Annotated in this window: 19 protein-coding genes and 3 pseudogenes; 2 read left to right on the forward strand and 20 right to left on the reverse strand. The window is 53.6% G+C overall.

The window, feature by feature from the left end:
- The 3 genes from CPT76_RS41385 to CPT76_RS12315 form a co-directional block, all read right to left on the reverse strand.
- The coding region (locus tag CPT76_RS41385) for a sensor histidine kinase (protein WP_308737629.1) at positions 1-320 on the reverse strand (320 nt) is incomplete at its 3' end.
- Complete coding sequence (locus CPT76_RS12310) at positions 290-1,879, reverse strand: cache domain-containing sensor histidine kinase (RefSeq protein WP_308737570.1); 1,590 nt, start codon at positions 1,877-1,879, stop codon at positions 290-292. The genes CPT76_RS41385 and CPT76_RS12310, both read right to left, overlap by 31 nt.
- Positions 1,880-2,126: 247 nt before the next feature.
- Positions 2,127-3,425, reverse strand: coding sequence for a Gfo/Idh/MocA family oxidoreductase (locus CPT76_RS12315; RefSeq protein ID WP_105443132.1), 1,299 nt, complete (start codon positions 3,423-3,425; stop codon positions 2,127-2,129).
- 124 nt (positions 3,426-3,549) lie between these two features.
- Between CPT76_RS12315 and CPT76_RS12320 the strand changes: the two genes are divergently transcribed.
- Entirely contained in the window at positions 3,550-4,413 is an 864-nt protein-coding gene (locus tag CPT76_RS12320; protein WP_105443133.1) for a helix-turn-helix domain-containing protein, read from the forward strand.
- 108 nt (positions 4,414-4,521) lie between these two features.
- Here the strand turns inward: CPT76_RS12320 and CPT76_RS12325 are convergent.
- The 9 genes and pseudogenes from CPT76_RS12325 to CPT76_RS12365 form a co-directional block, all read right to left on the reverse strand.
- Positions 4,522-6,931 (reverse strand): annotated as a pseudogene (locus CPT76_RS12325) (glycoside hydrolase family 95 protein).
- Positions 6,932-6,963: 32 nt separating this feature from the next.
- Positions 6,964-8,628, reverse strand: a complete 1,665-nt coding sequence (locus tag CPT76_RS12330) for an ABC transporter substrate-binding protein (protein ID WP_105443134.1) — start codon at positions 8,626-8,628, stop codon at positions 6,964-6,966.
- Between the two features lie 71 nt (positions 8,629-8,699).
- Positions 8,700-9,620 carry a carbohydrate ABC transporter permease gene (locus CPT76_RS12335; protein ID WP_105443135.1) on the reverse strand — a complete coding sequence of 307 codons (921 nt, stop codon included), beginning with the start codon at positions 9,618-9,620 and terminating at the stop codon, positions 8,700-8,702.
- A gap of 27 nt (positions 9,621-9,647) precedes the next feature.
- Positions 9,648-10,404, reverse strand: a pseudogene (locus CPT76_RS12340) (ABC transporter permease).
- 301 nt (positions 10,405-10,705) lie between these two features.
- On the reverse strand, positions 10,706-11,899 hold the full coding sequence (locus tag CPT76_RS12345) for a helix-turn-helix domain-containing protein (protein ID WP_105443136.1): 1,194 nt from the start codon (positions 11,897-11,899) through the stop codon (positions 10,706-10,708).
- Between the two features lie 41 nt (positions 11,900-11,940).
- A complete protein-coding gene (locus CPT76_RS12350) occupies positions 11,941-13,017 on the reverse strand; it encodes a hypothetical protein (RefSeq protein WP_105443137.1) in 1,077 nt (358 codons plus the stop codon).
- A gap of 135 nt (positions 13,018-13,152) precedes the next feature.
- Positions 13,153-14,168: pseudogene (locus tag CPT76_RS12355) on the reverse strand (zinc-binding alcohol dehydrogenase family protein).
- A gap of 1 nt (position 14,169) precedes the next feature.
- Positions 14,170-15,117: an aldo/keto reductase gene (locus CPT76_RS12360; protein ID WP_105443138.1), complete on the reverse strand. Its 948-nt coding sequence runs from the start codon at positions 15,115-15,117 to the stop codon at positions 14,170-14,172.
- Between the two features lie 51 nt (positions 15,118-15,168).
- A complete protein-coding gene (locus tag CPT76_RS12365; protein ID WP_181152815.1) occupies positions 15,169-16,014 on the reverse strand; it encodes an amidohydrolase family protein in 846 nt (281 codons plus the stop codon).
- A 212-nt stretch (positions 16,015-16,226) separates the two neighbouring features.
- Here CPT76_RS12365 and CPT76_RS12370 point away from each other — a divergent pair, with 212 nt between their 5' ends.
- Entirely contained in the window at positions 16,227-17,093 is an 867-nt protein-coding gene (locus CPT76_RS12370; protein ID WP_105443139.1) for an AraC family transcriptional regulator, read from the forward strand.
- Between the two features lie 130 nt (positions 17,094-17,223).
- On the opposite strand, the gene CPT76_RS12375 is transcribed toward CPT76_RS12370, so the two are convergent.
- The 8 genes from CPT76_RS12375 to CPT76_RS12410 form a co-directional block, all read right to left on the reverse strand.
- The gene (locus CPT76_RS12375; RefSeq protein ID WP_105443140.1) at positions 17,224-17,634 is read right to left on the reverse strand and encodes a VOC family protein; all 411 of its coding nucleotides are present in this window, start codon (positions 17,632-17,634) and stop codon (positions 17,224-17,226) included.
- 205 nt (positions 17,635-17,839) lie between these two features.
- Positions 17,840-19,126 carry an ammonium transporter gene (locus CPT76_RS12380; protein ID WP_105443141.1) on the reverse strand — a complete coding sequence of 429 codons (1,287 nt, stop codon included), beginning with the start codon at positions 19,124-19,126 and terminating at the stop codon, positions 17,840-17,842.
- Positions 19,123-19,539 (reverse strand): hypothetical protein, encoded by a 417-nt coding sequence (locus CPT76_RS12385; protein WP_105443142.1) that lies wholly within the window; start codon positions 19,537-19,539, stop codon positions 19,123-19,125. The genes CPT76_RS12380 and CPT76_RS12385 overlap by 4 nt, the downstream gene beginning before the upstream one ends.
- Before the next feature lie 281 nt (positions 19,540-19,820).
- On the reverse strand, positions 19,821-20,408 hold the full coding sequence (locus tag CPT76_RS12390; RefSeq protein ID WP_105443143.1) for a TetR/AcrR family transcriptional regulator: 588 nt from the start codon (positions 20,406-20,408) through the stop codon (positions 19,821-19,823).
- On the reverse strand, positions 20,409-21,164 hold the full coding sequence (locus tag CPT76_RS12395) for an alpha/beta fold hydrolase (protein ID WP_105443144.1): 756 nt from the start codon (positions 21,162-21,164) through the stop codon (positions 20,409-20,411).
- Positions 21,165-21,342: 178 nt separating this feature from the next.
- The gene (locus CPT76_RS12400) at positions 21,343-21,738 is read right to left on the reverse strand and encodes a VOC family protein (protein WP_105443145.1); all 396 of its coding nucleotides are present in this window, start codon (positions 21,736-21,738) and stop codon (positions 21,343-21,345) included.
- 258 nt (positions 21,739-21,996) lie between these two features.
- The gene (locus CPT76_RS12405; protein ID WP_105443146.1) at positions 21,997-22,299 is read right to left on the reverse strand and encodes a putative quinol monooxygenase; all 303 of its coding nucleotides are present in this window, start codon (positions 22,297-22,299) and stop codon (positions 21,997-21,999) included.
- Positions 22,300-22,470: 171 nt separating this feature from the next.
- On the reverse strand, positions 22,471-22,943 hold a 473-nt coding region (locus CPT76_RS12410; protein ID WP_258168343.1), incomplete at its 5' end, for an Asd/ArgC dimerization domain-containing protein.

Consider the following 22,943-nt stretch of genomic DNA (forward strand, 5'->3'; position numbering starts at 1 on the left):
GCCAAGACCGTCCAAATCCATCTTGAGCCGNAAACCCTGCGGATCTCCGGTTCGTCATCCACGATCAATAAGCGATACATCATTATGCACTCCCTAATCGGTAACATCAGTTCAATTCGCGTTCCCCCGCCGGGTTTTGAATCCAGATGAACCTCGAACAACGAGCCATAATACAGCCGGCACCGTGCAAGTACGTTCCCGAGTCCGATCTGTCGTTCCCTGCTGGCCAGAATTTGGTCCGGCCGGGCGGCGGCTGCTTCTTCCAGCACCTCGCGGATCTGTTCCTCCGTCATCCCGGGCCCGTTGTCCGTGACGGACATGACCACACAGCTGTCCCTTCGGTATACCCTGACGGATACACGCGCTTCAGTCCGATGCGCAAAACTGATTTTACGGCGTTCTCGAGCAGAGGCTGAAGGACAAACTTGACACATGCGGCATGCTCCGGCAGGCCGTCCTCTTCCACGGACAGCCAGAGCCGGTCCCCGAAGCGGATGCGCAGGATGGAAGCATAATCATGAACGTATTTCAGCTCCTCTTTCAAGGCGACCAAATCGTCGCTGATCCGTAAGCCGAAGCGCAGCATTTTTCCGAGCGATTCGATAACCTTCACGGTATCGTCCGTACGCCTCTGCATCGCAAGGCTGCTGAGCAGCTCCAGTGTATTGAATAAAAAATGAGGATTAATCTGCATCAGCAGCGCCTTATATTCGGCCTGCTGCCGGAGCAGCTTCAGTTCAAATTCGGTTTTGATATGCTGCCGCAGCCTGCCGATCATGTTGCGGAACGTCGCTGTGGCAAAGCCGACCTCATTTCGGACGGTGCCTTCCAGAGGCAGCCGGCTCTCCGCGCTGTCAAAATCCCCCCGCTGCACATGCCGCATGGCGGAGACGAGCCTTGACAGGGGCCGCGTAATCCCGTTCGACAGCCAGAAGGCGACGAAGAGCGAGATCAGCAGCAGCGCCGCCGCCAGCACCATAATACTGTTGCGCAGCTTAAGCAGCGGCGCATATAGGTCGCTCTCCGGGACGATGCCGACAAGCATCCAACCGTTTTGAGCCAGCTTTTTATAAACGAGGATTTGCGCATCACCTTGGCTGTTCCGGAAATAGACGACGCCCTGCTTGCTTCGCCCTGCCTGTGCCCTGACGACCTCGTTCTTGGCAAGATTGGCGCTCGTTTCATAATCCGCTTGGGTCAGGAGCGGGCTGCCGTGCTGATCGATTAAATACATCGTCCCGCTCTCGCCCAAATGGATCCTGCTCAGCGGCTCCAGAAAATAATCGGCGCTTACGTTGACCTTCAGAACCGTTTTCGCCTGCTTCGGTTCAAATGCCCCGATCGGCATCAGCATGCTGACGACCGGATGGTCGCTGCGGCGGATTTTCAGTTCCACATCGTCGGTGTGCGCAGGCACCCAGCGGACCGTCTCGTCCCGAAACTGCTTGTACCAGGACTGATCCAGAAAGGAGCTTTCCTTGATGACCTGGTTGTCCATGCTGACCCACACACCTTCCCTGCGGTACAGCGCGACCGATGAGATGCTGGTATAACTGTTGGTCGTCTGCGTCAGAAACTTGCTCATCTGGATATGGGCAAGCATCTTCTCCCCTTCCGTTGCCGACGTGTCCGATGCGATGTTATCCCATGTATCGGTCTGGTCGCTGTTAAAGACCAGGGAAGCCAAGTCGTAAATTTGCGTCTGCACCATGTCGATGTAGGAACCGTATTCATTCATTTTCTCGAGCGCGGACGATTCAATATAGGAACGGATAATCGTTCGTGATTCGTTAAAAATGAGAAGAGACAATGCACCGAACGACAAAACGAACAACAACACGAAAAATAAGATCAGCCTGCTTCTGAGCGAGTAGAACATGACGAACCTTCCTCCCGTTAATTTGACAGCGCTTTCGCGATACTGCTGAACACATCATACCAAATCAGGTTTAACCCTGTGTGCCATGCCCTTCCAGCACTCCATTTCCGGCCCCGTTACCATCGGCGAAAATGACAAAGACACTGATCTTTACCGGTCAGTGTCTTTGTAACTCTTACCGCATCGGGAAGCCAAAAGCCACCCTGGCTGCCGCTCAGGTGGCCTCGACTCTTATTCGTGGACCATGCTACTTTTCCCCGTAAAACCTTACCAGATCGTCGACTTTCACCGGAAGTCCGGTGGAGATCGATTGATTGGCGGCAATGCCTGTCAGGATCGATCGTGCGCCGTCAATATGGTTCGCCGCCCGATGGAATTTATCTTCCACAGGCACGCCGAAAATATCGTTCAGCAGCACAGGATCGCCGCCGCCGTGCCCGCCGGCCCCTTCCTCGAAGTCCGCCTTGTAAGGCTCGCCGAACATGGGGAATACCAGGATATTGACGCCCTTGACCGCTCCTTCCAGCGCTTTGTCTCCGCCGGAATTGACATAGGATTGCTCGATTACCGTCATTTCGATCCGGCCCTTGGTGCCGTTGAAGGCGATTCGGTATCCCTCCCACGGCATGTAAGCATTCAGCGAATAGGTCAGCTGTGCTTTATTTTTGTACCGGACCATAACGCTCATCGTGTCCTCGATCGAAATCCCGTCGCCGAATACGCTTTGATCCCGGCGATAGCCGTCCTCCCACTCCGCGTCGAGGTACATCGCTTTCAGGTGCGCGTTGCTGTCCAGTGACAGCGCAAACGGATCGTCCTTGGCGTTCGGATGGCCTGTAGCCCGGTCGTAAAACTTGGTGACTCCGCGCTTCTCGGCATTTTCCCGTCCGTAAAACAGCAGGTTTCCCATCGCATAGACGGTTTCCGGCTCGGATCCGATCCAGAAATTAACAAGGTCGAAGTGGTGGGTCGACTTATGTACGAGCAGTCCGCCGCTGTTGCGCTTGTCCCGGTGCCATCTGCGGAAGTAATCCGCGCCATGCTGCATATTAAGCAGCCACTCGAAGTGAACCGACGTCACATCCCCGATGGTTCCGTCTGCAATCAGCTCCCGGGCTTTCGTATGATGAGGCGCATAACGGTAGTTGAAGGTGACCCGAACGTTTCGTCCCGTTCTCTCTACCGCGTCGAGAATGTCTTGGCATTTGGCCGCGTCGACCGTCATCGGCTTTTCCGTGATCACGTCGCAGCCGAGCTCCATCGCCCGGATAATATAACGGTGATGCGTACGGTCCACGCTGGTTACGATGACGAAGTCCGGCTTCTCGGTCCGGATCATCTCGTCAAAGGCTTCGGTTTTATACGTTCGTACCGCTTGATAATCGTACTTCTCCGTCAGCAGCTTGTTGGCATAATCCATGCGAGTCTGGTTCACGTCGCAAAAAGCGAGCAGCTCCGCCGACTCCCGGAAACGCTGGGCTATCGCTCCGTAAAAGAATTCCGCTCTTCCGCCTGCTCCGACCTGCACATATGTTTTTTTGGCCATATCATTCCCTCTCCTTCTATGAATCTGTTTATTTGCAGATTACTGCAAAATTCGCTTATTGTCCCCGCATTTTATGCTAGAATGAATAAAACACCGCATATATTGCGCTTGTGGAGGATCGATTATGGCTTTAAACCAAGAGCTAAGGTACGGAAACGCGTCCGATCCCTTTTCTGTGGAATATAACCGCCGCAAAGGACACTTCTCCATGTCGGAAGATCATATGCACAAACACTACGAGCTGTATTATTTGTTCGGCGGCGAACGCTTTTACTTTATTAAAGACCGGGTGTATCGGGTCCGATCCGGAGATTTGGTGTTCATCCCGGGTAATGAAGTGCATAAAACCTCGGACACCGGTGTGCCGAATCATGAACGTATCGTTATTTATGTCAACGAATCGTATTTCGAGCCGCTCCAGCCGGATGAGGCCGAGCTGCTGCTTGCTCCGTTCCACGGTCCCCACCGCGTGGTGCATTTACCGGATCAGGACAAGCTTCGGATCGAGCAACTGCTATATGAAATGCTGCGGGAGATTCAGGACGTGGCTCCCGGATACCGGATGGCCGTCCGGCATGCTGCTGGACAGGCATTGCTGTTTGCGGCCAGGCAGTCCGCAGCGTACAAGCAAGGGGTCCCCGAAGACTCGGTCTCTCCCGCCGCAGCCCGCATGAACGCCATCGCCAGCTACATCTCGGAGCATTACCGGGAGCCCCTGACGCTGAGCGGCCTGAGTGAACAGTTCTACTTGAGCCCCAGCCATCTGAGCCGGTCGTTCAAGAAGTATACCGGTTTTGGTCTGATCGAATATATCGGCATTACCCGGATCAAGGAGGCCCAGCGTCTGCTGCGCGAAACAGACGAACGCATCATTCGGGTGTCGGAGGACGTGGGGTTCGAGAACTTTTCGCATTTTGAAAAAGTATTCAAGTCGGTCACGCGGATGTCTGCCCGCAGCTACCGCGCCGGTTTTCGGCGCAGGGAATGAAGCCGACTGGATCTCCAGGCGTTCTCGTTCTAACGAAGGTGATCGCGCTTGACTATCCCCATTTCCAAAAGAAAAAGCCCTGCCGAACCTTCGGCAGGGCTTCAACAATCAGAGCCTTCCTTGTTGAACGGATGGCTCAAGCAATAAGCGGTACGTCATACCCGAAGTCGTAGGGAATGAGTACAAGTTATCTCCAGTCTGTTGAACAGGAATGCTGTTTTCATCCGCCAAGATCGTCAGCGGATTCAGCGAATAAATTGACAGGGTTGATCCGGCATGGGAGACAATCTCAGCTTCCGCAAGCCTTCCATCTTTCCAATCCAGGCTGACCTCAAACCCTCCGCGCGCGCGAAGGCCCTTCACAAATCCGTTCGGCCATGAAGCAGGCAGAGCCGGAAGGAATTCCAAATATCCCTGATGCGACTGAAGCAGCATTTCGGCAATGCCGGCCGTCGCCGCAAAATTGCCGTCAATTTGGAACGGCGGATGGGCGTCGAACAAATTCGCGTACACCCCGCCATGGTGATAATTATCCGGTTCATCTTCGCGGACGAGGCGCAGCAGGTTGGAGAGCAAAGCAAGCGAACGGTCGCCTTCGCCGAACCGGGCCCATAGGGCGACTTTCCAGCCGAGACTCCAGCCTGTTCCGTCGTCGCCCCGCCGTTCCAGGGAACGCCGGGCGGCCTCGAATAAATCCGGCGACTGCCGCTTGGTGAGCTGCCGGCCCGGATACACGCCGAACATATGGGACGCGTGACGGTGGTGGACATCCTCGTCTTCGAAATCCTTGGACCATTCCTGAAGCTGTCCGTACTTTCCGACCTGCAGCGGCAGGAGACGCTCCCTGGCCTCAAGCCACTCCTGCCGCAGCGCTTCGTCTTCCCCCAGCGTCTCGGACGCTTCAATTAAGTTGGTGAGCAGGTCCCAGATCAGCATCAGATCCATCGTCGATGCTTCGCTGACCGCAGCCAGACCGCCCGCCGGCGTTCTGAATTTATGCTCCGGCGAGGTTGACGGCGAAGTGATCAGGCGGCCGCTGCCGTCGTCATGCAGCCAATCCAGGCAGAACAGAGCCGCTTCCTTCATCACCGGGTAGGCATGTTCCCGCAAATACTTCTCATCGCGGCTGAATGCAAAATGCTCCCATAAGTGCTGGCACAGCCAGACACCGCCCATCGGCCACATGCACCATACCGGATCGCCATGCCCGTAATCGCCCACAGGATTGGACATCGCCCAAATGTCCGAATTGTGGTGGGCGGTCCAGCCGCGGGCGCCATAGTGAGTCTGGGCCGTTGTCCCGCCGTTCCGGGCCAAGTCGCCGATAAAGCGAAGCAGCGGCTCATGCAGCTCGGACAGATTCGCCGTTTCGGCCGGCCAGTAATTCATTTCTGCATTGATATTCAGCGTCCAGTTGCTGCTCCAAGGCGGACGCATCTCCTGGTTCCATATTCCCTGCAGATTCGCTGGCTGGGTTCCGGGGCGCGAACTTGCGATCATCAAGTAACGGCCATAATGAAACAGCAGTTCCACCAGCCCCGGATCGCCGGCTCCATTGCGGACAATCCGGTCCTCTGTCGATAGTTCTTCTCCTGCCTTGCTTGTCCCAAGCGACAACTGGACCCGGTCGAACAGTGAGCGGTGATCGGCAATATGCGTTTGGCGCTGGCCCTCATAATTGCCTTGAATAGCTCTGTCCAAATCGTCCTTGGCGGCCCGTTTCTCATCTTTGCCTTGGCTTCCGGGCAGTTTATCAAAGCCGCTAAAGCTCGTCGCGGCGCTGAAATAAAGGGTTACCGCCGTTGCCCCTTGAACGCGGATGCCGGTTTCGCTGACCGCTGCGCTGCCGCCCTCGGTCACAGCTGCCAGGCGTCCTTGAAAACGCACCGCTTCCGTCGTATCCGGATCACCATAGATACTGGGATCATCGCTGCGGTAGTAATTGGGCCACACTTGTTCCGGCGCGGTCCCCCGGAGGACCAGGGCGTCGCTCTCCGCCTCCGTCATACTGCGCAGCGGGCTGCTGAGCGCTGCCCGAAAATTCAGCTTCCCTGCCTCACTGGAAGTCAAGCGGACGACCAGCACCTGGTCCGGATGGGATACAAACATCTCCCTTGCATACACCACCCCGCGAACCCGTGTATTCAACGCGAGTAATGCCCTCAGCGAGATCCAGCTCTCTTTTGTAGCCCGTAAACGAAACTTCTCCCTCCTGCTCCAACTCGATATGCAGATCTCCGAGCGGGAGATAGGACTGGCTGTAGGCACCCATCATCCCTTTCGCCGCGCGGTCGGCTTCCTCGTATTGCCCGCTGCGGATCAGCTCGCGCACCCGGGGCAATACTTCCAAAGCCTCCGGATTATTCGTGTCCCGCGGATATCCCGACCACAGCGTGTCTTCGTTCAGCTGGATCCGCTCTTCGGCCACGCCTCCGAACACCATGGCGCCAATCCGGCCGTTGCCGATCGGAAGCGCTTCCGTCCATACTGTAGCAGGTTTGTCATATTGAAGTTTCATGCTTCCCCTCCGGTTCAATAAAAAAGTTCGCATTATTCTGCTTTTTTGGTCGTGTCATAAGCCTGCTGCATGATTTCCAAATACCGCTTCAAATTTAATGCGTCCAGCCCTTTGACGTAGGCATCCCAGTCTTTGTCCAGGTTTTTGGCGCCGGTCACAAACTGCAGGGCATTTTGATCCACGTAGTCCTTAATATTTTGCTGAAGCATGCTTTGCTCGTCGGCAGCCGCAGGATCGATCCAGACCGACCAATTGGGATAGACCTCCTTAGGTTGTTTATTCTCGTACAGGTAGGTCGCTTCCTGCAATCTGCGCTCATAACCCGAATTTTTATAAATATCGGTTTCCTGAATCCAGCCATCGCGGAACTCCCGGGTATGGTCGTATTGGGCGGTTGCTCCCCACGCACTGTTTCGCGGCTCGGAGCCCGCCGGCTGCTCCAGCGTTTTGAAAATCGGTCTCGCCTTTTCGTTCAATGGCACGTCTCCTTCTTTCGGCTTCACCCAATCCTTGCCCTCCTCGCCATAGTTGCCCAGCAGCTGTCCCTCTTCGGTATAAATGTAGTCCAGCATTTTGATAGCAGCGATTTGTACTTCTTTGCTTGCCTTGTTGGTCAAGACGAAGGTAGCGCCCGGCTCGACCGGGTAATTGAACGTGGCATATGCGGCATGGGGCCCCTGCAGCGGAGGAATGGCGTCGTAATGGGAGCTGTACTTGTTGCCCTCCCCGGTATCCGTGAATATCGCCGGATGCATCGATGCTCCTGCACCCAGAAGCTCGGTTGCGGTATTGTTGCCGATCAGCTTGAATGCGTCGGCGTTCTGTGTGAATGCCCCCGGGTCAATCAAGCCTTCGGCATACAGCGACCTGGCATAGGCAAGTCCTTCCTTCCATTCCGGCTTGTTGGCCGCGATGTCTACTTTATCGCCATTCACCGTCAGATAGTATTTATCGTCATCATAGATAAAGCCGTTCATTAGAAAAGGTAGAATGTGCACGCCAAAATTTTCGATGGAACCGCTCAGAGGAACCTCGTCGGCTTTGCCGTTGCCGTTTGGATCCTTGGTCTTGAAGGCTTCCAGCATCTTCTTGAAATCTTCCGTCGTTTTAGGGACCTCCAAATTGAGCTTCTTCAACCAGCTGGTGTTCACCCACATTTTGTTTGGGTAAGAGCAGTGAAAACATTCGTTCAGCATGGTCAGTCCGTAGATGTTGCCGTCCGGAGCGATGGACATCGCTTTGTAATCCGGGTGGTCGTCCAGCGCCTTCTTGATATTGGGAGCATATTGATCGATCAAATCGTTCAGTGGAACGATCACGCCCTGCTGTCCGAACTTCACCAGATCCGATTGGGAGAACTTGTCGACCCACGGGATCAGCATGTATAAATCCGGGTAGTCGCCGCTGGCGAGGGAAATTTGGCGTTTCTCCGCTGCGCCGTCATAAGGTACCTCGGTAAACTGCAGCTTGACGTTTGCTTTTTTCTCCAGCACTTTGGTGAACTGGTTTGTTTTATAGTCGATATTGCCGTCGGTATTGACGAATACGCTGATCGGAACGGTTCCGGTTTCCCCGCCTGTACCCGCAGATCCGCCCTCCGCTCCCGAATCATTCGGTGATGCCCCCCCGGAACAGCCTGCCAGGACAAGCACCAGTGCAATCAAGCTGAACCAGCCTCGGTAAACACGTTTCTTCATGAACACGACACGCCCCTTTTTCCATCAAAAATTGAAAAGCTCCCCTGCTAAGTCATCCACTGTTATGCGGTTTAGCCCTTAATCGAACCGATCAGCATCCCTTGAACGAAATACCGTTGGATAAAGGGATACAGGATCAGCACAGGCAGGCTTGCGACCACGATGAGAGAATATTTCATCAAATAGGCAAGCTCCTGCCGCTTGACCTGCTCGCTTGCGTCCATATTGCCGCCGGAGAAATTTTGAATCAGAATGCTGCGCAGCGTTAGCTGGAGCGGATACAAATGCTGCGACTTCAGATAGATCAGCGCGTCGAAAAAGGCGTTCCACTGCGCGACCGCATACACCAGCGTCAATACGGCCAGGATCGGCTTGGACAGTGGAATGACGACGCTGAGCAAAAAGCGGATGTCGCTGCAGCCGTCGATTTCGGCGGCATCGTTCAGCTCTTCCGGAATAGACGCTTTAAAAAAGGTGCGGGCAATAATGACCTGAAATACGAAGATCGCATTCGGCAGGAGCAGCGCCCACCTTGTATCGATCAGATGCAGGCCCTTGACGACGAGATACGTCGGAATCAGGCCCCCGGAAAACAGAAAGGTGAACGTGATGAACATCATAAGCACATTGCGCCCAAAAAACGTCTTTTTCGATAACGGATAAGCGATCGCCACCGTCAGGATGACGCTGATCAAGGCCCCGCAGCAGGTATAGAACAGCGAGTTTCCGTAGCCGACCAGAATCTGGTCGTTGCTGAAGACCGTTTTGTATCCGGCAAAAGAGATATCGACCGGCCACAGCCAAACTTTGCCGGATGCAACCGCCTGCGGGCTGCTGATCGATGAGCTGACGATATAAATGAGCGGGTAAAGTACGGCAACGAGGATCAAACTGAGCAGGATGTAGGTGATACTGAGGAAAACGCGGTCTCCTGCCGATTCGCGAATTTTCCTCCTTGGCGATATGGAACCGGTCGTCTGTATAACAGCCATGGCCTCTCCTCCCTTGTTCATTTTGAATTACCACAGGCTGTTCTCGGATATCCGCCGCGAGACGGCATTAACCGCCACGAGCAGAATCAGGTTAATCACCGAATTGAACAAGCCCACGGCTGTGGCAAAGCTGTAATTGGCGTTCAGCAAACCGATTTTGTACACATACGTGGAAATGATCTCTGAACAGAATGCCCGGAATGTCCACATGGATGATTTTTTGCAGCCTGGAAGCCCCGTCCACTTTGGCCGCTTCATAGAGCGACGGGTCCACGCCAGCCAATGCCGCCAAATAAATGACACAAGAGTATCCGGTGGTTTGCCACACTTCCGACCATACGTAAACGGATCTGAACTTGGTCGGGTCGCCGAGAAAATTCGTGGATTCCATGCCCATTGCATTTAGAATCACGTTCAGCAGACCGAGCCGCGGAGCCAGAAAGATCATAATAATGGAGACCATGACGACGGTCGAAATAAAAAACGGCGCATACGTAATCAGCTGAACCGCTTTTTTGAAACGGAGGCTTCGCACCTCATTGAGCAGCAGGGCCAGAATGATCGGGATCGGAAAAGTGGCTGCCAGCTGATACAGAGACAGAAACAACGTGTTTTTGATCAGCGTCCAGAATTGCGGATTGTTAAACAGCATGTCGAAGTACTTCGTCCCCACCCAGGGGCTTCCCCATATTCCCTTGGTCACCTGGTAATTCTTGAATGCAAGCACCGCGTTCGCCATCGGGAGGTATTTGAAAAGAATAAAGAACAGGACCGGCGGTATCACCAGTAAATACAGCTGCCAGTGCTTCCTCAGACTTTTCTTGGCTTCCTTCCAATAATTTTTGGAAGTGCTCCTCTCCCGGGTCTCCGTCTGCGGCTGAACCGATACAGCCTTCACAAGCATATTCCCCCTTCACGTTACGACTCCGGAGCCGTTTGTAATGGTAGCGCTTACAGAGTTCATGGTAAAATCTCCGCGCCACGACCGTAAAGGTACAATTGCAGCGGATGCATCCACAACCCGACCGTACAATCCGCGATCAAGCGTACATTTTGCGATGAAAGCGCATTCTATCAGTACTGAATCAATGCGAGTCCCCTAATTCGGCCGCCTCCCGGAACATGCTCGGGGAGATCCCCCGGGCTCGCTTGAATGCCCGCCGGAATGAATGTGCGCTGTTATAGCCGACCCTTTCGGCAATATCGTCGATTTTCAAAGCCCGGTTCAGCAGCAGCTCGGACGCTTTATCGATGCGCAGCCGTTCCAGGTAATCGAACCAAGGCTCCCCCTCGCTTTCCTTGAATACCGTGGAGACATACTTTTCCGGCCTTCCAACCTGCTTCGCGATGTGGTACAGCGTCAAGTCCGCGTCCCCGTACGCAGACGCAAGAAAGTGCTTCACTTGCTGTACCGTCTGATGATGCAGGGCGTTCTTTTTCTCCTCAATCATCGAACAATAAAGACCGATCATTTCGCCTATTTTTCCGAGCAGCCTATCGGTCCCTTCGAACGGCTGGATTTGAGCGATCCGGCACTGGAGGTTCTCTGTGAACTCGGGATCATCTCCCGCCTTTTGATCCAGCAGCTTGAGCAGCGTTCCCTTGAGTTCGCCGATCAGCTGCTCTGTCATTTCACGGGACAGCTCCCTCTCCTGAAAATTCCGTACGGCAATATGTTCGAGGATCCGCATCGCTTCCCTGCCATCTCCTGATTTGATCGTGTTCAGCAGCCGCGTTTCCGTTTCGATCGGATAATAAAATAGCGACGCGTCCCTGCTTGAATCCTCATACCGAATGACGCCTCCCTCATCGGTGAATGCCGCATAGTCCAGAGCCTCCGCCGCTTCGCCGAACGAACGCCCGACATCCGCCAGCGCCTCGAAGGGCCTCCCCATTCCGAACTGGACGGGCATGTGATAATGGCTGAACAGCGTGCCCGCCAGATCCTGCAGCCTTTGTATCACCAAGGCCTCATCCGGGGCCAGCTTGCTTGTGCGCAGCAGCAAAAAGGCCAGCTTATCCTGTCCCCAATCTGTTACCAGCATATCGGGCTCGGCCTCCACGAGGGACTGACGCACAATAAGGCGGGCCACACTGGATTCCGCAAGCGATTCGCGGCTGTCTGAACCGCCATAGGTGTTGATTTTAGCCAGGCCGGCGTAACCTGCGTCACCCTTAATGTTCACACCCGCTTGTGCGGAAGCAGCGGCCAGTTCTTCTTCATTGTAAAATTCTCCGACCAACAGCCGTTTGATGAAAGCGTCGCGGATCAACGGCACCTGGTTGTGGAGCTCTTGTTCCAGCTGTCTGTTGCTCGCAATCAGGCTTGAAATGTTTCCCGCAATAAATCGTAATCTTGGATACCTGTACTGAGTTCCAATCCAAGCTGTTTCTTGAGTGAATTTATCAGATTGTTGATCGGAGCGCTGCTCCGATATGCCAGCACAAGTCCGATGACAAGTCCGGAAATCAACGAAATCGCGGTAAGTATTCCGGTGATGTTCTTGATTCGGTTCGCGTTGATCATGAGGGCGGATTTCGGGACGCCGGCCGTGTAGACCCAGCCGCTTAATTCATCCCGGATGGAAATGAGCAGCATGTCATCCGCCGCACGGCTGATATCGCCGGGTTTACCTGAAGGAATATTTCGGATTTTGGCTATGTCGCTGCCAGTGATCCCCTCAGACAGGACGGTTTCCCCATCATGGTTCCTGACGAATGCCCAACCTCCATATTGATCGGTTATCCCTGATAGGTATGTGGACATTTTCTTCGTATCGATCAGGACCACGACGGAAGCGAGAGGTGTATCGAAGCTGTTCAGGGGCAGGGCTTGCACGAAGGTAACCACCGTTTGCTGATGTGTCTTTGTCACGTAATCGTGCTGGGGAACGACCATGCTGAGGTTGCTCTTCTCGAGAAAGTTCTTTTTCCAAGTCTCGAAGGTCATGCCTTCATAATGGTTCGATTCGTAAAACAGCTCCGGCCGGTAATAGACCGTGCTTGGCGTAAGCACCAGATGGCTGTTGCGGAGGTAGATGTAAAAATTCGAAAGGAAGTCGTTGGTCTGACTGTAACTTGCGATATCCCGCATCATTTTCCACAGACCGTATACGTCGTAATTCTGCTCGTCCGAACGCGCAGTCATGAGCCTGGCTAAATCCTGATTAATGGCGAGCTGTTTGGTAAAGCCCTGTACTTCCGCGAGCCTGCGCTCCATCAGATCCTTGCTCTGCTGCAGCGTCATGATGCTGGTCTTCAGGGAACTTTGCTCCGCTACATCGATCGACGTCCGGTAAGACACATATCCCGCAATCAGCGGGATCATCAGCACGATCAGATAAGACATAAGGAATCTGCGAAATACAGGCGAAATGTTCAGCCACACCTGTTTCATGGAACCACCTGACCTTTCATGGATATCGAATGAGTCAGCCGCCTGCGGCTTGTTCCTGCCAATCACCGCTAAGTTGAGAAAAACGACCGTCTTTGAAGACGGCCGTTCTCTTTAATGCTTCATCCAGCTATGAACCTACATATCTACCATCGCTTTGATGACCTTGGCAGCCGGGTCCAGCCAATGGTTAAATTGTTCAATCATATCGTCAAATGCGGCCCGGTGCGTGACGTATGGAGCGACGTCGATCCCGCCGGACCGGATCGTATGCAGCACGTGCATGAAGTCTTCGCGTGTTGCGTTGCGGCTGGCCAGCAGCGTCAGCTCCCGTTTATGGAATTCCGGATCGTGGAACCGGATATCCGCTTTGACCAATCCGACATAGACCAATCTTCCGCCATGGGCGGTATAGCGGAACGCGTCAGTCATCGACTGTGCGTTTCCCGTAGCGTCAAACACGACCGAAGGCAGCTCCCCGCCGCAGGCCGCCGCAATTTGTTCATCGGGATTCTGCAATGCGTTCACCAGCGCATCCGCCTCAATCCATTGCTTGCAGAAAGCAAGGCGTTCGTCATTCACATCCATCGCGAGCACATGGGCACCGCTGGCCTTTGCAAAGGCCATGACCCCGAGCCCAATCGGCCCGCCCCCGATGACGAGCGCCGTCTCGCCGGCCGCCAGCCCCGATCTTCGCACGGCATGGGCACCTATGGCCAGCGGTTCAATGACCGCGGTCTGGTCCAGCGTCAACTCGTTCGTGCGAATCAAGTGGGTCACCGGAACGGCAATCCGCTCACGCATGCCGCCGTCCGTATGAACGCCAAGGACCTGCATATCCGTACAGCAGTTGGTCTTCCCGCTTCGGCAGGCAATGCATGTCCCGCAGTGCAAATAAGGGATGATGCTCACCTGATCGCCGGCTTCAAGCCCATCAGGGTTAGGGCCGATTTCCTTAATGATACCTGCCAGCTCATGGCCAAGGATTCTCGGATCGAAAAAAACGGCTGGTTGCCGCGGAATGCGTGCAGATCGGTTCCGCAAATCCCGACCCGCTTGATCTCGACCACCGCATGCCCCAGCTCCATCACGGGTTCCGGCAGATCCAGCGCCATGTCAAATCGGCCGACGGTTGAACAAATGATGCCTTTCATCTCACGCCTCCCCTATTTTCGCGTTATATTCGGGTCTTCCGCTGATCCAGGTCCGGTTATGCACGGGCTCCAAAATGGCGAGCACTTCGCTTAGCAGACGTTCATCCATCGGCTCCTCCGCCCAGGAAGCATTCCTGCGGATATTTTCCGGATTGGCTGTGCTGACCAGCGTGGTGGGAATGCGCTCATTGGAGGTAGAAAACTGCACCGCGAGCTTCGCGATATCCTCCCCTTGGTCCGCGCAGAACTGTGCCGCCTTCAAACAGGCCTCCTTGATTTCCGGATCAGCCGGATGCCAGGCAGGCGTTCCACGGGTGCTCAGCAGTCCCATGGAGATAGGGGAGGCGTTAACGAGTCCCGTATTCCTCTCCTCAAGAAGCGGCAGCAAGTCCAGCAGACTGGTGTCATTCAGCGAATAATGGCAGTAGGAAATGATCGCATCGACATCGATTTGCGGCAGCAGCGTTTCAAACAGCGCTAGCGGCAGTCCGCAAATGCCGGCAAACCGGATTTTGCCCGCCTGCTTGAGCTTTTCAAGCGCAGGTATGGCTTCCTCCAGGATGATTTGCGCCGGGACGAACTCGATATCATGGAGGAACAGAATATCCACTTCATTCACGTTCAGCCGCTTCAGGCTTTCATCCAGACTCGTCACAATCCGGTTATGGGAAAAATCGAATTCGTGCTCCCCGTATCGTCCGGCCTTGGTTGACAGCAGGTACCGGTCGCGCGGAATGTCCTTAAGCGCCTTGCCGAGCACCGTTTCGGCCTTGGTCAATCCGTAATAAGGCGAGACGTCAATGTAATTGATCCCGCTGTCAATCGCCTCGTGGACGGTTCGTACGCTCTCCTGCTCATCCGTGTCACGGAATACGGAGCCTAACGAGGAAGCGCCAAAACTGAGCGACGATACTTCCAGACCCGTTTTTCCTAATTTCCGGTATTTCATTTCGGTTTCACCCAACCCTTCTATTCAGTCGTTTCCCCGCAGCGATGCGTGTCATCTTGTCTTATTCTCCAGTCGGTAAAATGCTGCGGCGTTGCCTCCGAACAATTTCAAACTCTCATCTGCCCCCCAAGTAGGTGGAAGCGCCTTCAAAAGAGCATCCACGACACCGTCGTAGCTCGAAGCCATCAGGCATACCGGCCAGTCGCTGCCGAACATCACCCGATCTGCGCCAAAACAGTCCAGAACATGACTGACATAAGGCACCAGATGATCTGGCTTCCAGCCGTCATGGTCCGCCTCGGTCACCATGCCGGACAGCTTGCAGTACAGGTTCGGGTAAGACGCCAGCCTTTTCATGGATCCGGCCCAAGGCTCCATTTCCCCTGCTGCGATTCGCGGTTTCGCCAGATGGTCGATCACCGCATGCAGATTCGGAATTTGCTCGATCAGCCGGACCAGCGTATCCAATTGATCGGACCGGACGAGCAGATCGACCGGAACGCCAAGGCTCGCATAGTGTTTGAGCGAAGCTGCGTATGAAGGTTCCAGGATCGCATCTGCATCCTCCATATCCTGGATCATGAGGCGGAAGCCGACGAATTTGGAATGCTGCGCGAAGCGCTCAAAATGGTCCTTGTGATCATCATCCGCGAGATCCATATATCCGACCACGCCCAGAACCCGATCATCGTGTGCCGCGAGTTCAAGAATATAATCGGTTTCTTCATACGTTGGTGCAGCTTGCACGAGGATCGTTCCGTCGAGATGATGTTCTGCCAGATGCGGAAGCAGATCCGACGGCTGATAATCCCGGTATAGGACAGGAATGGACGGCGTAATCCAGCCGTAGTCGTCCCGGGCGATACTCCAGTAATGCTGGTGAGCGTCAATTCGCATTGCAATTCCCTCCATTCATGTAAACCGATGTTCTTTTCTCAATATACCAACTATGGATCGGTTCTAAAAGAACGAAATCTTGCACAATCATATCCGATTTTGATATCTTCAAGACAACGAACCCATTTGCTGACCCTCCTCTTCTGTTATGAATCGTTTACGGAAGGTGACGGTTCGGCTGATGGTTCCCAATAAGCTCAAGGGGCAACGCTATGAATCCCATTCGCAAACAATTTGACGCGCAGCCGGAATTTCCTTTCTCATTCAATTACCGCGACCGCAAGACGGCGCAGCTGGAGCTGCCGCATCACCTTCACGATTGGCATGAGCTGGTGTACGTCCACTCAGGCATGGGCTCCTTTTTTATCGACCGGACGATTTACGAAATGCGCCGCGGGGATCTGTTCATCATTCCCGGCAGCACGATCCACCAGGCGTTCCCGGACAAAGACGATCCGGTCACGTCCACTGCCGTGTTTTTTAGTCCCGAACTCGTCCGGCAGTCTTCTTTGGGAGAATCCTTTTCTTACTTGCAGTGCTTTGACAGCTGCAGTTCGAACCATGCTTATAAACTGGAATGCCCCGCTGCGCTGGAGTCGCAGCTCGAAGACAAGCTGGCCGCCATTCAGTCCGAGCTCACGGGGCAACCCTCGGGCTACCGCCACTCGATCGTGCTGTACGTTCAGTACCTATTGCTGTTGATCCACCGGGAACAAAGTGCCGGGAGCAGCGGCTCCCGCAGCCCGTTCGTTGGTCCGAACTGGATGCGGCAAAGCTTGCTGTATATCGACGGGCATTACTGCGAGCAGATCAGCCTAAGCTCTTTAAGCCGGCTCGCGTCCGTTAGCTCCGCCCATTTCAGCCGCGTGTTCAAACAGTTGACCGGGATGAGCGTAACGGATTACATCAACGTCAAACGGGTGATCCGGGCCAAAGAACTGCTGCTTCACACCGACGACAGCATCAGCAGCATCGCCCCGGCCTGCGGGTTTGACAGTATGCCTCATTTTCACCGGAAATTCAAACAGATTGTCGGCCTGACTCCTTCACATTACAGGCATAACTCTACAGCCCGATAGACAGCTCCGCTCATTGAAATAATAGAAGCACCCACCAGCGGGAATTTGCCGAAACAAACAAAATAACCCCTGCTTAAACCTATAGGTTCAAGCGGGGTTTCCGGATACGGCCTATTGAATTGTGGAACGCTTAGGATTGGGTAGATACGGACGGTGCAGTAATCATCCAACGGACACCGAACCGGTCCGTAAGTTCGCCCAGGTGCAACCCGAACGGCTGCTGTTCAAACGGATAAATGACATGACCTCCATCGGCAAGCTTCGAGAATGCCTCGCGGGCTTCCTCTGACGAAGAGTAGTCGATATTCAGAGACATATTGTTGCCTTGAAGATTCGATTCCATTGAGTCCGACATAAAAATATAGTTGCCTCCGGCTACCGATAAGCACATATGAATCACTTTATCCTGCAAGTCATTCCGTACTCCTATCGACTCCCCATGAGTGATAACGGATTCCAGATTGCCGCCAAGCGAACGGATATAGAAATCCGCCTGACTTCTTGCATCTTCCGAGTAAATAAAAGGTTTCAATACGCCCATCTTGAATACTTCCTTTCCCTGTGGATTGTTAACTCTTCCAGATCAGCGTATCACAGCGGATCACCTTCCGTTTCTTACTGATTGCTAACTTGGAATATGGCGGTGCGGTGCTTAGACGCCATCCCGGAATCTAAATAAATGCTGCAAAATAAAAAGGAACACTTCGAGGGTGATTCGAAGTGTTCCTTTTGAACATTACAAACAGCTATACATTCCGATGTTCTTCGCTCATTGAATAGCGGACTTCATGATCGATAAACTCGTGGGACCGGTCCGCTGCCATAATGCCGTGATAACTGATGTCGAGGCCGATTTCCTCTTCCTCCTCGCTGGAACGAACAGGGACGAGGAGACCAATCAGCTTAAGGCCGACCCAAGTAAGGACAAATCCCCATGCCGCCAGCGCAGACAGTCCGAGCGCCTGTACGCCAAGCAAATGCCAGCTGCCGCTGTAAAAGAGGCCCCCGTCTGTTGCGAACAGACCAACGGCAAGGGTTCCCCACGCACCGGATACGGCGTGGACCGGGAAGGCGCCGACGGGATCGTCAATCCGGCGTCCCTCCAGCCAGCTCGTTGCCGCCATCATAAGCAGTCCCGAGATCGCACCGATCAGGATGGCGGCGCTGTCGCTGACAAAAGCGCATCCGGCCGTAATTCCGACCAGACCTGCCAAGGAGCCGTTAATCACGGATGGCGCGTCGGAGCGCTGGTAGCGGAACAGCGTATACACCAGTGTGACCGCGCCGCCGGAAGCGGCAGACAGCATCGTTGTCAGCGCAATATGTCCGATGCGGACATCGGTTGCACTGAGCGTGCTGCCCGCATTGAAGCCAAACCAGCCGAACCAGAGAAGGAAAGCCCCTACCGAAGCGAGAGGCAGGTTGCTGGGCAGGGCGATCGTGCTGGCGCCCGCTTTATTGAATTTGCCTTTCCGGGGACCCACAATCAGCGCAGCCGCCAGGGCCGAGAAGCCGCCGAGCGCGTGAATGACGGCAGAGCCGGCAAAATCCTGCATGCCGAGCTTCGTCAGCCATCCGCCGCCCCAGGCCCAGTGGCCGCCGATCGGATAGATCAGACCAGTCATCAGGACGATGTACAGCAAATAGGCTCTAAAATTGATCCGCTCGGCCACAGCACCCGAAACGATCGAGATGACGGCGATGGTGAAGGCCGCCTGGAACAGCCAATACGTATCCAGCGACACTGGCAGCTGGAGGTGGGATAAATCGCCCCCAAGGACAAATCCGGTCGTCCCAATGATCCCTCCGGCGTCCTTTCCGTACATGAGCGCAAATCCGAATACATAAAAAACCAACGTGCCGATCGTGATATCAGCGAACACCTTCATAATAATGTTGACGCTGTTCTTGTAACGAACAAATCCTGCCTCAAGCAGGGCGAACCCACCCTCCATCAGCAGAATCATGGCGGCGCTGAGAACGACCCATACGGTATCCATTCCCGTACCTAAAGATTCAAGCGTTAAATTCATTCCTGGGAAGCCTCCATTTCCTGAAGCAGTCTGATTTCCCGGATCAGCTCAGGAGACAGAAATACCTCGTTCGAATCCCTTATCGGTAAACGCAGCCTATCAAGCACCTGATCCAGTTCCCGAATACTGCGCTTTATCGCGTCGATTTTCTTGAACCGCTCTTTGACATGGACCATATACTCAACTGCCTGATGATGACTGGCTGGCCGCCCCGTAAACAAGCGCCGGATCGGGGACATGGATTGATACAGTGCCTCTTCCGCCCGGCGTTTCTGCTCGTATTTATCGATTTTGTTTTTTAACTCTTCTATGTCTTCTTCTTTCGTCGCTTTAACGCGTTCAAGTAAAATAAATAATTCCTGTTCCGGCATATCAAAACTGATATTGCGGTACACTTCATCGATAATTACCATGTCAGGTCTCCTTACACGTCGGGTCACTTTAGTTGATTATATGGTCATTAATCGTAGAAGTCAATAGATTGATAGAGAAAAACACCTCTGCTGGCAAAAAAGCTTTCATGAAGTATTTCTATTCGTTTTTATCCGATAGTTACCAGCTGTATTAATAAATTTTATCATTTAAACGCATCCCTAAGACACGACCTCGATCAGCAAAAAACAGCTGCATCAGCAGCTGTTCCCTGTTCATTTGGATTTATAAAAGGCGGGTGATTGCCGTCATACATTTGGCGCTAAACTTGGCAGAAATCCTCGATGATTTGCCGCTTCATAGCCTCGACCGGAAATTGATCCGGATAAGTCGAGATCATGAGCATGATTCCCTGCAGTGCGGAGGAAAAGTACAATGACCTCGCTACCGGGTCGGATGCTCCCAATTTTTCGAACATGCGGCACTGGATTTGAAACTGGCGGGCACTTTCCTCAATCAGGAGCTTGCCGTATTTGGCGACGGTTTCATCGGCTTCCGGCTGGGTCTGCAGGTGCAGATAGAACCGGAACACCTCAGGAGAACGCCGCACATTATCGACGGCCCCTTCAACGATATGTTTCAGCTGCTCTGCCGGCGTCTCCAATGCCTCTGCCTTCTCCATGACCTGTATCAATTCCCCGATTCTGGCTTCGACCATGGCAGTGAGCAATTCTTCTTTCCCTTTGTAGTAGTTGTATAGAAGCCCTTTGGACACGCCGGCGTGTTTGGAGACGTCATCGATCGAGGTGGCATGGTAACCTTTTCTCATAAAAAGCTCTATGGCTGCTTCCCGGATCTTCGTCTTGGCCTGCTGACGTATTCGTTCATTCTCTTCCTGGGTGCGAGGCATTTAACGTCTCTCCTTCAAAAACTCGGCAATATAGCTGTACATCATCTCCGGATGGGTTAAAGGCATCATATGGTCCGCCCCCGGAATTTGGACATAACGAACATTCGGCAAGCTCCGGAACAGCTCTGCGACGCGTTCATTATCCGGGATCTCGTTATCGCCGATCATAAGCAGGGTTTTGATGTGAAGGTCTTCCAATCGACCGATGGCCGGAGGCTGCGGCCAAACAGATTCGAAGCTCCCCCACTCGGCCGTTTTGGCCAGGTGATGCCTGAACATGTCAATCATCAAGCGGCGCTGCGGACTGGACATCACGATCCGGTACAGCGGAGCGCTAAACGCGAGTTCCATGATTTTATCGGCATCCGGGGCGGCCGCGTTCACCTCACTCATCCAGCGCTCAAACTCTGGTGATGGCTTATAACCCGTCAATGATGGGCCGATGAGCACCAAGCCCGAAACACGATTCGGGTATTGAAGGCTGAAGTCGGTGGCGATTTGGCCGCCTCCCGAATGCCCGATGAGGACGGCGGAATCCAGGTGAAGGTCATCCATCAGCTCATGCAAGTCTTCGACGTAGTTCGCCGGTTCCTTGGGAGAAGGAGATTTGCCTGCACCACGGCCGTCATAAGTAATGACCTGGTAATCTTTGGCGACTAATGGCGCCAAGAATGACCACAGCCTGCTGTCCGTGCCTCCGCTGTGTATAAAAATGACGGGCCTTCCACTGCCATGAATCTCATAATACAAATCCACCCTGGATCCCTCCATCCATCATTTACCTGTTCATGTCATCATATTACTATTGGTTGAACGGTTAGTCAATGAAAAAAATACGCCGAACCCATCGGGTTCAGCGTATGAAGTTCAGCTTATCATCACCTTTAAGCTCTATTCGTCTTCCCCAACTCCCTGCAATCCATTTCCAAAGGAATCAACGCAGCTCCTGCGCGATTTCCCAAATATGCCCGCCCGGATCCTGGAAACTTGCCGTACGGATTCCCCATGGGCGGTCCATCGGACCGTTCAGCAGCGCAACGCCGGCTGAATTCAGCTCTGTGCACAATGCATCTACGTCATCAACACGGATCGTGAACACAAACCTCGCTCCCGCCCCGCGGTCTGCCACCGGAGCCGGATGCGTAAGCTCGTCCGCTTCGGTTATTTTCAGCAGATTGACGCTCATGTTCCCGAAGTTATATACTGCCGAGTTGTCGTCCTCGTATACAGAGGAAAGGCCGAATACCCGCTCATAGAATGATTTGGCCTCCGGCAGATCTTCCACAAACAACGTGATGACATCGATGTTTTTGGCTCCCCATTGAATCATCGTCCATCTCTCCCTTTTGAAATGTGATCAAAAACATTCGTTCACATGCTGATTCTATCAAATCATCATGAGCCGGATTTATTCCCGATTGCTATACTTGCGTAAAAAGTGAATACAATCGATCGGGAACAACAATAAAGCGCACAGGTTCGCCTGTACGCTTTAACAGCTTTGTCGATTATTTTATTCATCGCGNTCCCCGGAACAAAAAAACCGACGGCATCCGCGGTTGCTGTCATACATGGTTTGTATCAGAAATCAGAATCCTTTGCCTCCGATCCGCCGGACCTTGATGCCGCCAGCTTCAGCAATGAGATGCCTGCAGCGTCCGATGAGCTCCAGCACCTTCTCATTCTTCAACGAGGCCGCGTGAGCTTCCTTGCTTTCCCATAGTTCCGTAATCCAAAGATCATCCGGATTGTCCTCCGCTTCATGCAGGATATAATAGATGCAGCCTTCCATATCCTCAAGCGTCCCGCTGGATTCCAGCATCATTCTCGCGAGCTCATCGCGCTGCCCCGGCTTTGCCGTCAGTTTGCCGAACATTGCATATTTTTCCATTCTCGTCCTCCCCTTCATCACAACTCGTACATGTGATTCATTCCCTCGCAACTATCATCAGTATAGACGATAATTACTGACAGATACGGTCAGGGATTTTGAGAACTTGTCCTAAAGTTCGTGAAAACAAATAAAAAGGGCCGGATACACCGATCCGATCCCTTGTACTTGTTACTTGGCTTGAATATATCCTTCTTCCTTCAGCAGTTCGGCAATCAGCACAGCCCCGCCTGCGGCGCCGCGCAGCGTGTTATGCGAAAGACCCACGAATTTGAAATCATAAATGGAATCCTCACGCAGTCTGCCTGCCGAAACGCCCATGCCGCGTTCAATATCGCGATCCAGCTTCGTCTGCGGCCGGTTTTCTTCCTCAAAATACGTAATGAACTGCTTCGGTGCGCTTGGAAGGCCCAATTCCTGCGGTCTTCCTTGATACGCGCGCCAGCGCTCAATAATTTCTTCCTTCGACGTCTTTTTCTCAAAAGAGACGAACACGGTCGCCAAATGCCCGTCTGTCACAGGAACGCGGATGCACTGGGTCGTGATGATCGGAGAGGACGCCTTAACGATTTGCCCGTTGTCGATGCTGCCCCAAATGCGCAGCGGCTCCTGCTCGCTCTTCTCTTCCTCACCGCCAATGTAAG

Source organism: Paenibacillus sp. AR247 (assembly GCF_002968895.1).
In the GTDB taxonomy this organism is placed as follows: Bacteria; Bacillota; Bacilli; order Paenibacillales; family Paenibacillaceae; genus Paenibacillus_AQ; species Paenibacillus_AQ favisporus.

What these genes read in the sequence shown, in the direction of transcription:
- CPT76_RS12310 (WP_308737570.1), bottom strand. Translation starts at nt 1,879, where the DNA reads ATGTTCTACTCGCTCAGAAGCAGGCTGATCTTATTTTTCGTGTTGTTG.
- CPT76_RS12315 (WP_105443132.1), bottom strand. Translation starts at nt 3,425, where the DNA reads ATGGCCAAAAAAACATATGTGCAGGTCGGAGCAGGCGGAAGAGCGGAA.
- CPT76_RS12320 (WP_105443133.1), top strand. Translation starts at nt 3,550, where the DNA reads ATGGCTTTAAACCAAGAGCTAAGGTACGGAAACGCGTCCGATCCCTTT.
- CPT76_RS12330 (WP_105443134.1), bottom strand. Translation starts at nt 8,628, where the DNA reads ATGAAGAAACGTGTTTACCGAGGCTGGTTCAGCTTGATTGCACTGGTG.
- CPT76_RS12335 (WP_105443135.1), bottom strand. Translation starts at nt 9,620, where the DNA reads ATGGCTGTTATACAGACGACCGGTTCCATATCGCCAAGGAGGAAAATT.
- CPT76_RS12350 (WP_105443137.1), bottom strand. Translation starts at nt 13,017, where the DNA reads ATGAAACAGGTGTGGCTGAACATTTCGCCTGTATTTCGCAGATTCCTT.
- CPT76_RS12360 (WP_105443138.1), bottom strand. Translation starts at nt 15,117, where the DNA reads ATGAAATACCGGAAATTAGGAAAAACGGGTCTGGAAGTATCGTCGCTC.
- CPT76_RS12365 (WP_181152815.1), bottom strand. Translation starts at nt 16,014, where the DNA reads ATGCGAATTGACGCTCACCAGCATTACTGGAGTATCGCCCGGGACGAC.
- CPT76_RS12370 (WP_105443139.1), top strand. Translation starts at nt 16,227, where the DNA reads ATGAATCCCATTCGCAAACAATTTGACGCGCAGCCGGAATTTCCTTTC.
- CPT76_RS12375 (WP_105443140.1), bottom strand. Translation starts at nt 17,634, where the DNA reads ATGGGCGTATTGAAACCTTTTATTTACTCGGAAGATGCAAGAAGTCAG.
- CPT76_RS12380 (WP_105443141.1), bottom strand. Translation starts at nt 19,126, where the DNA reads ATGAATTTAACGCTTGAATCTTTAGGTACGGGAATGGATACCGTATGG.
- CPT76_RS12385 (WP_105443142.1), bottom strand. Translation starts at nt 19,539, where the DNA reads ATGGTAATTATCGATGAAGTGTACCGCAATATCAGTTTTGATATGCCG.
- CPT76_RS12390 (WP_105443143.1), bottom strand. Translation starts at nt 20,408, where the DNA reads ATGCCTCGCACCCAGGAAGAGAATGAACGAATACGTCAGCAGGCCAAG.
- CPT76_RS12400 (WP_105443145.1), bottom strand. Translation starts at nt 21,738, where the DNA reads ATGATTCAATGGGGAGCCAAAAACATCGATGTCATCACGTTGTTTGTG.
- CPT76_RS12405 (WP_105443146.1), bottom strand. Translation starts at nt 22,299, where the DNA reads ATGGAAAAATATGCAATGTTCGGCAAACTGACGGCAAAGCCGGGGCAG.